Below are 15,657 nucleotides of genomic sequence, written 5' to 3'. Positions count from 1 at the left end.
CTGCCACACGCTTGCCGGCCGCCTTGGCCAGGGAGTTGATTTCCCGGTCGTTGACGAAAATGTAGGCGGCACCAGCAGGGGCCACGCCCATGATCTGATAGGACCCCTGGGACAGCTTGTCGGCGGTTTGTGGGTGTGCCAGCACTTTCAGCACCACTTCCATATGTTCCATGGAGGGGATGGCGCCAATGGAATCAATGGTGCCGGCATACTTGTTGAAGTTGCGGCCACGGATACCGGTAATCAGGGCAGCATCGCAGACGCCTGCCTTGAGGTCCTCGGCGGCAATGGCTTCGTTGGTATGGGGAATCAGCTCCACTTCCAGACCCCAGCCCAGGGCGGCGGCCTGCCAGTCTTTCATGGCACTCATTACCGGTCCCACGTTGCCGACGATATCAAAGACACAAATCTTGCGTTTGATGGATTCGGCCTGGGCGGCCAGTGAAGCGGTGAGGGCAAAGGCCGTGGTGACGGCGATAATCAACTTCTTCATGGGTCTATCCTGCTTGTTATTGCTGGTATGGAGGTGTGCAGCATGGTGACCTTGATACTAGTGGGAATGATGGAGAAATGGAAAAACCCAAGCGCCTGCCCATGTAGCGATTAGGTCAATTTCCATCAGTTACGGTCAGGACGGCTGGTACGGCGGACGTCCCCGGGGGGGCGCCCGGTCCAGCTGCGGTAGGCCTTGCTGAAGCTGGCCTGGTCGCTGTAGCCAAGCTGGTCGGCGATTTTTTCCAGGGGCATATCCGTTTCCAGCAGATAACGGCTGGCAAAGGTTTCACGGATATCGTTGCGAATGCCGCTGAAGGCAAAGCCGGCCAGCCCCAGATGGCGCCGAACTGAGCGCGGGCTCATCCCCAGTTTCTGGGCGACCCGCTCCAAAGTGCCATCTCTGCCTGGTGAATTCATAATCTCCTGGCGAACCTTTATCACCACTTTCAGGCTGTCATCACTCTGCAGCTGTTCCCGTGAACGGGCGGTGGCAAGATAGGTCGCCACGCTGCTGTCGTCATCCTTTGCCTGTCGCCCGGATAGTGGCATTAGTACCCGGTTATGCGGGCAGTTAAATTTTACCTCTACGCCATCAGCCAACCGTTGCCATGCGAGGCTGTTTCCCGGGCAGGAAAAATCAAATTCAAAAGTGAATTTTCGACATACCAATGATGCCAGAGCGTAGATACTGCCCATGTAAATATTGGCGACCATGGGTTTGAGTTTTTTCAGATCCCAGTTGTCATGCAGACGGATGGAAATCAGCTCGCCAGTGCAGTGAATTTCCATATCCATCAGAGGCAGTGAAACCCGCAGATACTGAACCACCATATTCACAAGTTTGCGAAAATCTCGTTGGCGCAGTAGTGCGAATCCGAACAAGCCATGCCCCTGTAGATCCAGCTCTTGACCGAAGCGGAATGAAGACGTGTGATCGTTGAGCAGCTTATTGCCGTTGTGAAGCAAATGTTGCACCTGTCTCATGGAAAGATAGGCGTCTGGATTGTCCAGCATGCTGGCGTCAATGTCGGTTCCTTCGAGGACTATGGTTCCACTTATTCCGTTCTTTTGTACAAACCGCAAGAAGCGGCGGGCATAACGGACTGATATAAGAGGAACGTCCAGTGCCATTCCGTCATTTTTCATTTTTATTATGCCTGATGCAGTTGTTGTTATGCTTGTGACGGGCCTCTCATTAGGCTTCTTATCCTGCTGGTTTTAAATACCTATTGCCCTTTTTAACAAAAAAATGGCCGCTTTAACTATTAAGTCGGTCACCTTCCATGGACATGATGAGCCCCGCTTTTTTGTGCATAAAAATAACCATGGAGCAGAAAAATGCAAAGGGAAAAAACAGAAACCCTGAAAGCCCGTTATCTCCCCCTTTCCAAAGTATCAGTTCCTGTTATGCGAAGAATGTATGACATTTACTCGGGGTACTACGAAAATATAAGCCTCGACGTTTTTTGCCGCGACATGGTGGAGAAAAGTGGTGTGATTCTGGTCGAGGAAAAACCGACCAAGCGCGTGGTTGGTTTCTCTACCTTAAAAACCCTGGATATGACTGTGGCTGGTCGGCAGGTAAAGGGTGTTTTTAGCGGCGATACCATCATTGAAGAAAAATACTGGGGCAGCCGCGCCCTGCAGGTAACATTTTTCTTCCGCATGATCCGTGAAAAGTTGCGTCACCCTTTTCGTCCGCTGTTCTGGTTGCTGATATCAAAAGGCTATAAAACCTATTTGCTGATGGCGAATAACTTCCATAATTACTACCCGCATCCGGAAGGTAAAAGTGACGACCTTGCCCCTTTGGTAGATTTCTATTGTGAACGCTTATTTGCCGACTATTACTGCGAAGAGAAAAAACTGCTGGATTTCGGTGAGGGTTATACTCACCTGAAGTCCAATGTGGCAAAAATTACCGAAGAAATGCGGCAGGAAAACGAAAAAATCGAGTTTTTCGAAACACGCAATCCTACCTGGAACCGGGGAACAGAATTACCTTGTATCGGGGAAATCAACTTTTCCCTGCTGGTGAGTTATCCGTTCTCCCTGTGGCGTAAACAGAGAAGAAAAACAAAAGCACAAATTGCAGCTGTGGCCTGCGAATAAAACCGGGGTAACCATGTTCGGACATCGTTTGCTCAAAATGGCCGCCTGGCCGGGGGAGCGGCGCTTTGCCGCCGGGCGGGCAGATCTGGAAAGCGTGCAAAGGCGAAAACTGGCGTTGTTGCTGCGCAAGGTGGCCGCCTGTGAGGTCGGGCTACGTCAAGGGATAGCGGCAGACTGGCAATGGGAGACCTTTGCCGAGCAGGTGCCGGTAAGCGACTACGACCACTGGCGTGATCCGGTCGATCGTGCCCGCGAGTCCGGTGGCAATGCCCTGATCCAGTCTCCGGTGGTTCGCTATCAGCCCACCAGCGGCTCTACCTCGGCAATCAAGTGGATTCCTTACACCCGCCATTTTCTGTCGGAACTGGATAACGCCATCAGCCCCTGGATCGTTGACCTTTATCGTCAGTTCCCCAGGCTCAGGCAGGGCCGCCATTACTGGTCCATGTCCTGGGTGCCCACCTCGCTGCGTGACGACATGCGCGATGATATCAACGACGATATTCAGCTCATGTCCATGGGCAAACGACTGTTGGCCGGTGCTACCCAGGCGGTACCCCAGGATGTGTCTCTGGCGCGCACGTCCGAGGATTCCCTGTTTGCTACGCTGGCCTATCTGATCAGTGATTCCTCCCTTTCAATGATGTCCATCTGGAGCCCCACATTCGGATTGGGCTTGCTCAAGTCCATGGCCATGTGGCGCGAGGAACTGGCAGAGGTGTTGGCTACCGGCTCCTGGGGCAACCGCATGCTGGGCAGCAATACCCAGTCCTGCCCACGATCCTCCCGCGGGGCGGAACTGCTGCGCCAGTGGGATGGGCGCCTGAGTGCGGATTTCTTTATGGCGTTGTGGCCGTCGCTGGCGCTGGTCAGTGCCTGGGATACCGCCGCCTCCGGCCCTTGGGCCCGGCAGCTGTATGCCTTGTTGCCGCAGGCGGCATTTCAGGGCAAGGGGCTGTGGGCGACCGAAGGGGTGGTCACCATTCCCTATCAGGGACAACACGCGCTGGCCTACCGCAGCCATGTGTATGAATTCCAGGACCCGTCCGATGGCACCATCTATGCGCCCTGGGAACTGGAGTCAGGGCAGGAGGTGATGCCACTGCTGAGTACCGGTAGTGGCCTGTTGCGCTATCGGCTGAAAGATCTGGTGCGAGTGGATGGCTTGCCGGGGGGAATTCCTGCGCTGACCTTCCTGGGGCGGGCCGGTACCACGGACATGGTCGGTGAAAAGCTCACCGCTGCGGCGCTGGATGCGGCTCTTGCCAGTATCACCTTGCCGGTAAAAACCCTGCCCGTATGTACCGTGGCCGTGGAGGATTCCGGAGGGGGCACCCCCGGTTATCTACTGTTGCTGGAAGGGGAGAGTAGGGACAGTGAAAAAGTGGCAAAGGCCCTTGATGATGCCCTGCAGCAACACTTCCATTACCAGCTGGCCCGCAATCTGGAACAACTGGCACCACTGCGCTGTGCGATTCAACCGGACATGCGTGAGCGGTATCTGCAGCAGTGCCGCGAGCGCGGCATGATCGAAGGCAACATCAAGATGGAGTCCCTGCAGTACTGGCCCGGTGAGTTGCCGGCATGGCTTCGCCATCCGCAGGCGGCGGCTCGGGTTACCCGGGAGGCGGTGCTATGAGCTACCGCATTCGCCAGGCCCGGGAAGAGGACAATGGCGCCATCCTGTCCCTGTTGCAGGGTACGCCCCAGCCCGGTGCAGTCACCCTGAATTTCGAGCGAAACCCGGACTACTTTCGTGGCGCCCGGGTGACCTGTGAAGAGCCGGATGTCTGGGTGGCCGAGCCCCGCGAGGGCGAGGGCCCGATTGGCGCGGTCTACAACGTGGGCTGGCGCAATGTATGGGTAAACGGTCAGGTAAGGCCGGTGCGTTACGCTCACGATCTGCGTATTTCGCCACACTGTCGCAACGGCATGATTCTGCATCGCCTGTTTCGCCAATTGCGCAAGCAACTGGCGGACGGTGAGTGGATGCAGACCACGGTGTTGCGCGACAACATGGCGTCCTTGTCCACGGTGGCCAGTGGTCGTGCCGGGCTGCCCACCTATTATCCGTCGGGCAGCATTGAAACCAGCATGCTATATACCCGGGCTCGCCACCGGAAACTGCCCGACGATGTGGTCATTCGCCAGACTGGCGAGGCAGACCTGGATGCGATTTCCCAACTGCTGCGTTATCAGGGCGCCCAGAAGCAGTTTTTCCCCTACTGGGATGTGTCCCGGGTGCGGGGTGATGCCTATTGCTACGGGCTCAGCCCGCGCAACTTTATCGGGTTGTGGATTGGTGGAACTCTCAAGGGGCTGCTCGGCTTCTGGGACCAGCAGGGCATCAAGCAGACCCGGGTACTGGGCTATGCCCGGGGCATGGGCGTCATGCGTCACCTTTACAACACCCACAGCCTGCTGCGTGGGGGCATGAAATTGCCGGCGCCGGGCGGGGTGCTGTCCTACCTGACTCTGCACAGCCTGGTGGTGGAGGACAACCGTCCGGAGCTGCTGCGGCTGTTGCTGGACGATGCCATTAGCCGCTTCCATGGTCACTATGATGCGCTGGTATGTGGCTTTTTTTCCCAGGACCCGCTGGCCCGGGTGCCTGCGAGTTACCGTCGCCGGCTGTTGCTCAGCGATCATTTTCTGGTGAGCTATGACGGCGATCCGCGAGATCAGCTCGATGGGCGCCTGCCCTATGTGGAGGTCGCCCGCCTGTGAGTGCCAGTGCAACAGACTATATCGGCATGTGGTACCGGGCCCGTGCCCGGCTCGGTATTGATGACCGCATCGAATTTATCTTCATCAATCCAGGCTCCGGGAAGCGCCATACCGTGGCACTGCGGCATCGGGATCATGATGGCGTAGGCGGTATCGCCGAATCTCTCAAGCGTATGGGCGTGCGCCAGCCGCCCATGCCTCTCAGTCGTCAGACCCGGGCGCCAGCTTTCTGGCGTCGCTGGCAGGCCCGGCCGGAACAGCGTCAACCACAATCGCCACAGTGGCGAATTTTTACCTCGACCGCCGATGAGCAAGCGGACGAGCCTTTGGTGCAATGGCTGACGCCGCAGCAGACCCGTGCGTTACGTCAACGGGCCGAGGCGATGCAGGTATCACTCAACAGCCTCTTGCTAAAGGCGCTGCATCTGGCGGTAGCGGACACCCTGATGACCCATGCAGGACCGATCAGCTGGTGTTTTCCCGTGAACATGCGCGGCGTGGTGCCTATGGGGCGGCCGGACATGAATCTGTCCAGCGCCTTTTACATGACGGTGGATAGTGGCGACTCGCTGGCGCATCTGGATCGCACCATTCGCAGCTATCTGAAAGCCAATATTCACTGGCGTTATTGGCACCTTGCTCGTATTGGCCGGCTGGTTGGTCAGTGGGGCGTGGATTGGTTATGCGGGCGTTTGCTCAACGGTGCCCAGCACGGTGGTTCCTTTTCTAATCTGGGAGAGTGGCAGATCGACTTCGTGTCTGGCGGCCTGGCTCCCGACACCGTGTTCGCCTGCTGTGGCCCGGGCAGCCCCACCCATCCGGTGGCCAACGGCATGATGATTGTTAACGGCACCTTGAGCTTGGCGCTGAAGCTGCACCCGTCCCTGGGCGCGTCAGAGACAGTGGTGCAGGACTGTCTGCAACGCTGGGTTGATGGATTGGGAGTGTCGGCATGAAACGGTTCCTCAGTCTGCGTGTGCTGGTGGCCCTGCTGGCGACCCTGGCCCTGGCTCTGGCGGTGACTGTGCTGTATCTGGTGCCGCCGGCTACGCCCACCCTGAAAACGGAAGAAACCATACTCGCGCTGGATACCTGGCAAGTGGAATGGAAAGACGTGGTGATCCCGGTGCACAGCCAGGGGCTGGTTCGCGCCCGTCACGAATTGCCCATGAGCCTGGAGGTCTCCGGTCGGGTGCAGGAGGTGTCGCCGCTGTTGGCGGACGGAGGGCGGGTGACTGCCGGCCAGGTATTACTGAAACTGGACCCGGAGCCTTTTGCCCTGAACGTGATCGCCCAGCAGAACGCGGTCCACGCCGCGCGCCTGCATCTGGAAGAAACCCGGGCGCGGGCACGGGTGTCCGGGTCTTCCAAGCGGTCTTCCGCCCTGGGCCGCTTCGAGCCACAACTGGACGAAGCCAACAGCCGGCTGGCCTCTGCTCGTGCCGGGCTGCGCCAGGCCCAGCGTAACCAGGAACAGACCGAGCTGGTGGCGCCGATCAGCGGGCGGCTCAAAGCCGTGCAGGTAATGGCCGGTCAGCAGATTCAGGCTGGCAGTGTGCTGGCCCGCTTGTATCAGGAAGACATGGTGGAAGTGCGCCTGCCGGTAAGGGATGAATGGTTGGCGCTACTGGGCATCATGCCCGGCGACGAAAAAACCCTGCAACCGGTGAACGTTACCCTGCGCGGGCGCTTTGCCGGCCGAGATGGTCAGTGGCAGGGTAAGGTAGTGCGCCGCGAGGGCGGTCTGAACAAGAATCGCATGATGCATTTGATTGTTCAGGTCACCAATTCAGAAGACGGCCTGGCCCTGGAACCCGGGGTGCTGGTGCAGGCGGAGTTGCGCGGCGCGCCGACACGCAATGTGGCGATACTGCCCCGGGCGGCCCAGGCCGGTGAAAATACCGTCTGGGTACTGGATAAGGACAAGCGCTTGCGTCGTCAGTCGGTGGCAGTGCTGCATCATGATGACGACTACTTGTATTTGCACGATGGGGTGACGGCGTCGTCCCGGGTGGTGCTGGCCGGTGACTTGCAACTGCTGGAAGGCATGCGTATCGATCCCCGCGATCCTGCCAGCGGGCTGGCGGACCGTTCTGCTAATGAGACAGCGCTGTGAATCGCAGCATTGCCTGGTTTGCCCGTAACGGTGCAGTGGCTAACCTGCTGATGATCACCCTGCTGCTGGCAGGGTTGATGGCCATTCCCCATACACGCCAGGAAACCCTGCCCAACGTGCCGCTGGATCGTATCGGCATTTATGTAGCCTGGCCCCAGGCCACCCCGGAAAGCGTGGAAGCCATGGTCTGCACGCCGGTGGAAACCGCCATCGATGATGTGGAAGGCGGCACCGAGCTGATCAGCGAAGCCCGTGAGGGACTCTGTTCGGTGCAACTGGATGTACTCAAGGGCCATGACACCCGCGCGGTGCTGGAACAGATCCGTACTCGCCTGGAAGGATTGGACAGTTTGCCCGGCGATGCCGAGCGGCCTCGGGTGCAGGAACTGATCGTGCGCAACCGGGTGGTACGTTTGCTGCTCAGTGGCAGCCTGTCACGCCAGGATATTTATCAGCTCGCCCACCAAGTACGCCGGCAGCTGCTTAACCACGACGCGGTATCCAGTGTGGATATCGAGAACTTGCCGGAACGGGAAATGGCGCTGACCGTGGCGCGGGATGATCTCTACCGCTACCAGCTCACGCTCGAAGGCATGGCCGCAGCAGCCCGGGAGAGTGTGGAGCGGATTGCGGGCGGCTTGTTGCGCAGTGACCGGGGCGACTGGTTGCTGCAGACCGGGCAGCAGCCGGGGGATGCCAGCGCCTATGAGCAGTTGGTGATCCGCCAGTCGAAGCAGGGTGATTTGCTGCGGCTGGGGGATGTAGCGCATATCGAGGACGGGTTCTCCCGGGACAGCCAGGCTGCCTGGCTGGACGGCCAGCCGGCAGTGGCCCTGGATGTCTACCGGGTGGGCGACCAGAACGTGCTGGACGTGGCCGGCGCGGTTAGCGGCTATCTGCAGGAGGTGGAATTGCCCCGCGGCGTGGCCCTGCGGGTGTGGAGCGATGATGCCGCCCAGTTCCGTGAGCGCTCCCACCTGCTGTGGCGCAATGCCCTGCAGGGGCTGGTGCTGCTGACCCTGATGCTGGGGGTGTTTCTCACCCTGCGTCTGGCCGGTTGGGTGGCGCTGGGGATTCCGGTATGCATGCTGGGCGCCTGTGCCTTGCTGCCGGTGCTGGGGGAATCCTTCAATACCATTTCCCTGTTCGCCTTTATTCTGGTGCTGGGCATCGTGGTGGACGATGCGGTGATCGTCGGTGAAAGCATCGATCATCAGCGCAGACAGGGCGGCATGAGCGGCCAGGAAGCGGCCATCGCCGGCGCCCAGCGGGTATCGCGACCGATCCTGTTTGCGGTACTCACCACCCTGTTTGCCTTTGCACCGCTGCTGTTCCTTCCCGGCCCGGAAGGGGCGCTGATGCGAGTGATCCCCATCGTTTCCATGGCCATTCTGGTGCTGTCGCTGGTGGAATCCCTGTGGATTCTGCCTTCCCACCTCAGCTATGACCGCCCGGCCCGGGGCATCTGGCGCCAGTCCGAGCAGCTTTCCACCCGTATCAACGCGGGGCTGGACCGCTGGCTGGAATACCGCGCCCGGCCATTGCTACGCCGCGCGCTGCGCTGGCGCTATGTGCTGGTGGTGGTGTTCGTGGGGTTGTTTATTTTCTGCTGCGCCCTGGTCAACAGCGGTTGGCTGACCATGGTGTTGTTCTCCCGGGTGGAGGGAGACCGGGTGATGGCGGAAGTGGTGTTTCCGCAGGGTACTGGCGAGGCGCGCCTGCTGAGTGAAGTGCAGGCCTTGGAAAGCTCCGCCCGCAAGCTATCCGCGCAGTTGCAGGCTGATGATCAGCCGGTGACCGTGGACGCGGTGTTTGCCGAGCAGGGGGTACGCCAGAAAACCTCCAATGCCCGTGATCCGGGGGCCCGTTTCCGGGTGCGGGTAACTCTGGCCATTGGCGGCGATACCGGTGCCCTGCCGCCCCGGGAGCTGGCCAGCCTGTGGCGTGACCAGCACGGGCTCATTGCCGATGCCCTGTCGGTAAAATTCCACGCCAGCCTGATGCAGGTGAAACCGGACATCCACGTCAATCTGTTCCACCCGGATCTGGGCACGTTGCAGCGGTTGAGTGAGCAGACGGCGCTGGCCCTGTCACGGATGGAAGGGGTCCATGAAGTGGCCAATAACCTGCATGCCCGGCGCACCATCGTCGATATCGGCCTGCGTGAGGAGGGCAAGCTGGCCGGCCTGCGGGCGGAGCAACTGGGCCTGCAGATCCGCAATGCCTTCCACGGCATCGAGCTGGATCGCTGGTTTGAACAGGATCAGGAAGTGCCGGTGATGCTGCGTCTGGCCAGCGGCGACAGCCGCCGCATCAGCGACCTGGAACGGCTACCGGTGCAGCTGCCGGATGGGGAGATCACCGTGCTGGCGGCGGTGGCGGACCTGAACCGGCGCCAGGTACCGGCCATGATCAGTCACTACGATGGCCGCCGCAGTGCCACTGTCAGTGCCTTCGTGGATGAGCACATGACCTCTCCGGCCCAGGTGATGACGGCGCTGCGCGAACAAGTGCTGGCGCCCATGCAGACAGCGGATGAGCAGGCCGGCTGGACGGTGGCCGGCAAGCAGGCGGCGATCCAGGATTTTCTCGATCATCTGTCGATCAGCTACCTGATCGCCCTGGCCGCAATTTTCTTCCTGCTCACTGTGCTGTTCGGCGGCTACGGCCAGCCACTGCTGGTGATGGCGGCGATTCCCTTTGGGATGGTGGGGGCCTTCATGGGGCACTTCCTGCTGGGCTACAGCCTGACGTTGTGGTCGCTGGTGGGGGTGATTGCGGTGAGCGGGGTGGTGGTCAACGACAATCTGGTGCTGATTGATGCCATCAACAGCTTCAGGGCTCACGGCATGCGCTTGCGCGATGCGGTAATCGAAGGCGTGAGTGGTCGATTGCGACCGGTGATGTTGACGTCTATCACCACCTTTGCCGGGGTGGCGCCGTTGATGCTGGAAACCAGTGTTCAGGCCCGCTTCCTGATCCCCATGGCGGTGTCCCTGGCCTTCGGCGTCCTGTTTGCGACGTTGGTGAGCCTGTTACTGGTGCCTTGCCTGCTGGTGGTCGGCCATGACGTGCGAGCTTTGCAGCAGCGCTGGCTGGCCCGCTGGCGGGCACCGGAGGTTTCGGAGGACGATAGCGTGGAGGTGGCATATGAACGGGGCCGCCTGACCGCCTGGTGGGTTACCGCTAATCCCTATGAAGACCCTGTTCTGCATTCGGCATGGGAAGCGGGACGGCAGGATCAGGGGGCTGCCAGCGACGCTACCGAACACATGTAGAAGAAAGCCTGTTGGGGGATGCTCAACGCCGCGAGTGACGAGCTGCGAGCAGTGAACGCCGGTTTTCGTAACTGGAAACTCGTGCCTCGCTACTTTTGTCAGCTGGCTGGGCTATTGGCCATGCTGAATGGCTGCCCACCAAAAAGCCCGACCCGGTTTCCCGGGTCGGGCTTTTGCGTCAGGCCGTCGGCGTTTTGCTTACGCCTTGCCCTGATTCGCCACCGCTTCGGCAGCCTTGGCCACTTCCTCGGCGTCGCCCAGGTAGTAGTTCTTGATCGGCTTCAGGTTGTCATCCAGCTCGTAGACCATCGGCACGCCGGTGGGGATGTTGAGCTTGACGATCTCCTCGTCGGAAATGTCGCCCAGGTATTTCACCAGCGCCCGCAGGCTGTTGCCGTGGGCGCAGATCAATACCTGCTTGCCGGCTTCGACCTGTGGCTTGATCTCGCTTTCGAAGTAGGGCACGAAGCGATCCACGGTGTCCTTGAGGCTCTCGGACAGGGGGATCTCTTTCTCGCTGAGGCCCTGGTATACCCGGAAGTTGCCGGCGTAGCGCTCGTCATCGCGCTCCATCTTCGGCGGCGGGGTGTCGTAGCTGCGACGCCAGATATGCACCTGGTCGTCGCCGTACTTGGCGGCGGTTTCTGCCTTGTTCAGACCCTGCAGGGCGCCGTAGTGGCGTTCATTCAAGCGGTAATCGCGAATTACCGGAATCCACATCTGGTCCATGTTGTCGAGGATGGACCACAGGGTGCGGATGGCGCGCTTGAGCACGGAGGTGTAAGCCACATCGAACTCAAAGCCTGCTTCCTTCAGCAATTCGCCGGCCTTGCGGGCTTCTTCGCGGCCCTGATCAGTGAGATCCACGTCTTTCCAGCCGGTGAAACGGTTTTCCTTGTTCCAAACGCTTTGGCCATGGCGGACCAGTACCAGTTTCGTGCTCATGGGTTCTTCCTGTGCGGTTTTCAGTGCGGCGCAAAGCGTAGCAGAAAAGCGCCGGGAAATTGAGCGTGAGCCGGGATATTTCGCTGCTATTCGACCCGCTGAGTGCAATTTTTCACACTGCCATCAGGCGGTTATCTGGCCCAGTCGCGGATAAATGCCACATCGGCGGCCTGTGTTGCTGAAATGTGCCGCCCTGAGCCCGTATAATCGTCGCCAATTCAGACTCAGGCGACTTCATGGCTTATCTCTGGTGTGACAACAGCGACGACATCTCCTCCTGGCGGTCCGGGCTGGCGACAACAACGCCCCTCTACCTGGACACCGAATTCATGCGCGAGCGCACCTTCTGGCCGCAACTGGCCCTGGTGCAGGTTCACGATGGTGAGCAGATACGTCTGATCGATACCACCAAGGCGAGCGGTTCGGATCTGGCGCCTATGTTTCAGCAGCACACCCTGGTGATGCATGCCTGTTCCGAGGATCTGGAGGCGATCGCGGCGTTCAGCGGCGACTACCCGGCGGCCATCGAAGATACCCAGATCGCCGCCGCCCTCACCGGCGAGGACATGCAGCTGGGCTACCAGAGGGTGGTGCAAATGCTGCTCGGGGTGGACTTGCCCAAGGGCGCCACCCGCACCAACTGGCTCAAGCGACCGCTCAGCCAGGAGCAGTTGCTCTATGCCGAGGATGATGTGAAATACCTGCCCGAGGTGACCGACATTCTCCGTGGCCGGCTGGTAAACCTGGGCCGCGAGAGCTGGTGGCGGGAAGAGTGCGAGCGGCTGCTGGCCCAGGCCCAGGCGGTAACCGCCCCGGAAAAGGCCTGGCGCAATGTGAAAGGCGCCGGCCTGCTGCAGGGTCAGGCCTTGGCGGTGCTGGCGGTGCTGACCCCCTGGCGGGATCGCATGGCGCGGGAGCGGGATCTACCCAAGGGTTTTGTGCTCAAGGACGCCCAGCTACTGGACCTGGCTCGCTCCAGCCGCAGTGACCGGGGTTTGTTTTCGGAGCTGGGCCTGCATCCCAAGGTAGTCCGCCGGGATGGTGATACCATTCTGGAATTGCTGGAAGAGGGCCGGCGTGGCACGCCGCCTGAGCCGTTGCCGGGGCCGCCGGATGCTCACCAGAAAAAACTGGCCAAGATCCTGCGTAAACGGGTCGGTGAGATTGCCGAGTCCATGAACATGAAACCGGATGTGCTGATGCGCCGCCGCTGGCTGGAGTCCCTGATCCGCCATCCGGATCAGGTCCCCGAGCCACTCACCGGCTGGCGCCATGATATTGTCACCAGGCCCTTACTGGAGTTGCTTTGATGTTGAAGGGCAAGCTGTTCTGCTCGATCTATAAAAGCCGCCGCAAGGCTGGCATGTACCTGTATGTGGATCGGCAGAAGGGAACCGGGGATCTGCCCGAGGTGCTGTTGAAGCAGTTTGGCAAACCCGTGCATGTGAGCGACATGATTCTCAGCCCGGACCGGCCGTTGGCCCGGGCCGAGGTGGCCAAAGTGATGGATGACATCCGCATCAAGGGGTTTTACCTGCAAATGCCGCCGCCACCGGATGAAGACATGTTCATGGCCGATGGCCATCCGGACAAACCGGCAGGGCCGGATGCCTGAGAAGGGCTTGCGTGAACGTTTCTGGGAACTGCCTCTGGGGGAGTTGTCGAAACGGGAGTGGGAAGCGCTGTGTGACGGCTGTGGCCGTTGCTGTCTGGTGAAGTTGCAGGATGAGGACAGTGGCGAGCTGGCCTTCACCAACCTGGCTTGTCGTTATCTGGATAGCCAGAAATGCCAGTGCCGGGTGTACGATAATCGCTTTAGCAAGGTGCCCGATTGCATCCAGGTCACCGAAGCGGTGGCACGCAATACCGCCTGGCTGCCGTCCACTTGCGCCTACCGGCTGCGTGCCCATGGCCAGCCATTGCCCGAATGGCATCCGCTGATCAGCGGGGCGCCGGGCACGGTCAGGCAGGCAGGAATCAGTGTGGCGGGGCGCGTGGTCCCCGAGCAGCTTGTGCACGAAGATGATTGGGAAGAGCATATTATTCACTGGATAGAGTAGGGCGTTTCAGCTGGGCTCAGTGTGGCCTACTTTATCTCTGATACCTGAACCGGATGGGAGTCATTGTGACAACACAAGCGTATATGTGGGGCTGGTTGGCGTACTTGTTGGGCTGTGTGGGCGTGCTCTTCGTCTGGTGGTGGCTGACCCGGCCGCTGGCCGTCTGGGCCAAGGTGCCGTTGCGTATCCTGCTGACAGCGCTGTTGCTGACCCCCTGGTCGGTTTCACCGCAGCATGATGAATGGGCGCCGGCCTGGGTGGTGACGCTGTTCGACGGACTGGCTCAGGAAGATGTAAGCCTGTGGCGTGCCGGTGGTCCACTGTTGGCCATGCTGGTGGTGGCCCTGATCGTGGCGGTGCTGGAGTTATGGCGTCAGCGGCGCAAGCAGACCGCCGGGGCCACTGAGTAATGAGCGACTGCATTTTCTGCCAGATCCGCGACGGCAAGCTGCCCGCCAGCGTGGTTTACGAGGATGACCGGGCCATGGTCATTCTGGACCTGTTTCCGATCCGCGAAGCCCATTGCCTGGTGATTCCCAAAGAGCACGCTCCCTTGCTGGAGCAGCTGGATGCTAGCCTGACGAATCACCTGATGGACCTGGCGCGCCGTACCATCATGGCCCAGAAAAAGGCCGGATTGGCGGTGAAGGCTCATAACGTGGTGGTCAATGATGGTCGCGAAGCCAATCAGCACGTGCCCCACGTTCATGTGCACGTGATCCCCCGTCGCGGTGGCGACACTCTGATTACCGCCTTCACCTGGGCCACCCGCTTACTCAACGTCTTTGGTCTGGCCCGTCGCCGCAAACGGCTGGATCGCCTGGCTGGCCTGCTGGGCGAACACTTTCCGGAAGCCGCTAAGTAGTTAACAGCGTCGCGAGCGGGCGGTGCTTGATCTGAGAGGCAAAAGGCCACGCCCACCTAGTGGGTGTGGCCTTTTTTTTGGAAAAACAGAAAAAGACTTGATAGCGCTGGCTCAGATCGCAGCCTGAGACTGTTCACTGTTCACTGTTCACTGTTCACTGTTTACGCCAGGCCCGTACCCGTAAAGGCCAGTGCACCGTGCGCGGTGCCTTCCCCCAGGCTTGTCTTAACGTTGGTGCGAAGTCGTCCAGCGGGCACTCCCCGGCCCGGGTGGCCTGAACCAGAGCGGACCAGGTGTCCAGATAGCCGAGCATGTCGGTGGCGGACCAGTTAAGGGTGATGGTGTCGCCGGGGTAAGGTAGTGCCGGCCAGGGCATATCGGCATCCGGGTAGCCGGCGACCACCTGGGCCCGCTCGGCGGGCCACCAGGGAGCCAGTGGGCCGTCGTGAAAGTCCCGGATCATACCTTCCAGACCTGCTACCTCGCAGACCCCGTAACTGATCAGTGCCAACACGCCACCGGGCCGCAGGGTGCGCTCCGCTTCGGCCTGAAAGGCTGCTTGATCAAACCAGTGGTAGGCCTGGGCGACGGTAATCAGGTCCAGGCTTTTGTCGGCCAGAGGCAGATGGTGCGCCAGGCTGACCAGGTAGTGACATTGCGATGAGGGGGCTGCCAGCAACTGTTGATGGCTGATGTCGGCACCGAGCACCTGCCGGAACCAGGGCTCCAGGCCCCGGCTGGCTTGTCCGCTGCCACAGCCCAGATCCAGCGCAAGACTATGACCCGCACTCTGTTTGGCCAGCCACTGGAAAAGAGAAGGGGGGTAGGTGGGGCGAAACTGCTGATACTGACTGCCGCGCTGAAACAGCGATTCAGTCACTGAAAAAACCGTCGTCATCGAAGTGGGCAGCCCACAGTCGGCCATCCGCCCGTTCCAGATCCAGCGCAATACCTGCCAGGAGCTGGCCTTCCGGAGCCGCACACCAGGCGACGGTGCCGTAAAGATGGTAAGGGCCGTGCTCTTCGAGCAGGGCCACCCATAGCTCAACATCGGAATTG

At 60.2% G+C, this 15,657-nt stretch carries 15 protein-coding genes and 1 pseudogene; 11 read left to right on the top strand and 5 right to left on the bottom strand.

What is annotated here, in order from left to right; genetic code table 11:
- Positions 1-493, bottom strand: a 493-nt coding sequence (locus tag ACFE0K_RS11195; protein ID WP_434536144.1) for a putative solute-binding protein, incomplete at its 3' end; no start/stop codon positions are given.
- A gap of 125 nt (positions 494-618) precedes the next feature.
- A complete protein-coding gene (locus tag ACFE0K_RS11190) occupies positions 619-1,626 on the bottom strand; it encodes a helix-turn-helix domain-containing protein (RefSeq protein ID WP_434536143.1) in 1,008 nt (335 codons plus the stop codon).
- 207 nt (positions 1,627-1,833) lie between these two features.
- Between ACFE0K_RS11190 and ACFE0K_RS11185 the strand changes: the two genes are divergently transcribed.
- From ACFE0K_RS11185 to ACFE0K_RS11160, 6 genes are read left to right on the top strand one after another with little or no spacing between them, the layout of a single operon-like run.
- Positions 1,834-2,607, top strand: a complete 774-nt coding sequence (locus ACFE0K_RS11185) for a hypothetical protein (protein ID WP_434536142.1) — start codon at positions 1,834-1,836, stop codon at positions 2,605-2,607.
- Positions 2,608-2,620: 13 nt separating this feature from the next.
- Complete coding sequence (locus tag ACFE0K_RS11180; RefSeq protein WP_434536141.1) at positions 2,621-4,246, top strand: GH3 family domain-containing protein; 1,626 nt, start codon at positions 2,621-2,623, stop codon at positions 4,244-4,246.
- Positions 4,243-5,334 (top strand): hypothetical protein, encoded by a 1,092-nt coding sequence (locus ACFE0K_RS11175; protein WP_434536140.1) that lies wholly within the window; start codon positions 4,243-4,245, stop codon positions 5,332-5,334. The genes ACFE0K_RS11180 and ACFE0K_RS11175 overlap by 4 nt, the downstream gene beginning before the upstream one ends.
- The gene (locus tag ACFE0K_RS11170; protein ID WP_434536139.1) at positions 5,331-6,290 is read left to right on the top strand and encodes a hypothetical protein; all 960 of its coding nucleotides are present in this window, start codon (positions 5,331-5,333) and stop codon (positions 6,288-6,290) included. The genes ACFE0K_RS11175 and ACFE0K_RS11170 overlap by 4 nt, the downstream gene beginning before the upstream one ends.
- On the top strand, positions 6,287-7,450 hold the full coding sequence (locus ACFE0K_RS11165) for an efflux RND transporter periplasmic adaptor subunit (RefSeq protein WP_434536138.1): 1,164 nt from the start codon (positions 6,287-6,289) through the stop codon (positions 7,448-7,450). The genes ACFE0K_RS11170 and ACFE0K_RS11165 overlap by 4 nt, the downstream gene beginning before the upstream one ends.
- Complete coding sequence (locus tag ACFE0K_RS11160; RefSeq protein ID WP_434536137.1) at positions 7,447-10,728, top strand: efflux RND transporter permease subunit; 3,282 nt, start codon at positions 7,447-7,449, stop codon at positions 10,726-10,728. Before ACFE0K_RS11165 ends, ACFE0K_RS11160 begins: the two co-directional genes overlap by 4 nt.
- Positions 10,729-10,926: 198 nt before the next feature.
- On the opposite strand, the gene gpmA is transcribed toward ACFE0K_RS11160, so the two are convergent.
- On the bottom strand, positions 10,927-11,673 hold the full coding sequence (gene gpmA / locus ACFE0K_RS11155) for a 2,3-diphosphoglycerate-dependent phosphoglycerate mutase (protein WP_434536136.1): 747 nt from the start codon (positions 11,671-11,673) through the stop codon (positions 10,927-10,929).
- Between the two features lie 236 nt (positions 11,674-11,909).
- Here gpmA and rnd point away from each other — a divergent pair, with 236 nt between their 5' ends.
- The 5 genes from rnd to ACFE0K_RS11130 all read left to right on the top strand — a co-directional run bounded on the left by rnd (position 11,910) and on the right by ACFE0K_RS11130 (position 14,598).
- Positions 11,910-12,983, top strand: coding sequence for a ribonuclease D (gene rnd, locus ACFE0K_RS11150; RefSeq protein WP_434536135.1), 1,074 nt, complete (start codon positions 11,910-11,912; stop codon positions 12,981-12,983).
- Positions 12,983-13,288: a YcgL domain-containing protein gene (locus tag ACFE0K_RS11145; protein WP_272962194.1), complete on the top strand. Its 306-nt coding sequence runs from the start codon at positions 12,983-12,985 to the stop codon at positions 13,286-13,288. The genes rnd and ACFE0K_RS11145 overlap by 1 nt, the downstream gene beginning before the upstream one ends.
- On the top strand, positions 13,281-13,733 hold the full coding sequence (locus ACFE0K_RS11140; protein ID WP_434536134.1) for a YcgN family cysteine cluster protein: 453 nt from the start codon (positions 13,281-13,283) through the stop codon (positions 13,731-13,733). Before ACFE0K_RS11145 ends, ACFE0K_RS11140 begins: the two co-directional genes overlap by 8 nt.
- Before the next feature lie 65 nt (positions 13,734-13,798).
- The gene (locus ACFE0K_RS11135) at positions 13,799-14,143 is read left to right on the top strand and encodes a hypothetical protein (protein ID WP_434536133.1); all 345 of its coding nucleotides are present in this window, start codon (positions 13,799-13,801) and stop codon (positions 14,141-14,143) included.
- A complete protein-coding gene (locus tag ACFE0K_RS11130; protein WP_434536132.1) occupies positions 14,143-14,598 on the top strand; it encodes an HIT family protein in 456 nt (151 codons plus the stop codon). The genes ACFE0K_RS11135 and ACFE0K_RS11130 overlap by 1 nt, the downstream gene beginning before the upstream one ends.
- Positions 14,599-14,752: 154 nt before the next feature.
- Here ACFE0K_RS11130 and ACFE0K_RS11125 read toward each other — a convergent pair whose 3' ends face one another.
- Positions 14,753-15,478, bottom strand: a complete 726-nt coding sequence (locus tag ACFE0K_RS11125) for a class I SAM-dependent methyltransferase (protein ID WP_434536131.1) — start codon at positions 15,476-15,478, stop codon at positions 14,753-14,755.
- A pseudogene (locus ACFE0K_RS11120) lies at positions 15,471-15,657 on the bottom strand (PilZ domain-containing protein); the annotation flags it as partial. The gene ACFE0K_RS11125 and the pseudogene ACFE0K_RS11120, both read right to left, overlap by 8 nt.

The organism is Alcanivorax sp., from assembly GCF_051117345.1.
In the GTDB taxonomy this organism is placed as follows: Bacteria; Pseudomonadota; Gammaproteobacteria; order Pseudomonadales; family Alcanivoracaceae; genus Alcanivorax.
Note: the sequence above shows the minus strand (reverse complement) of the source record. Positions and strands in the feature narration are given on the sequence as shown.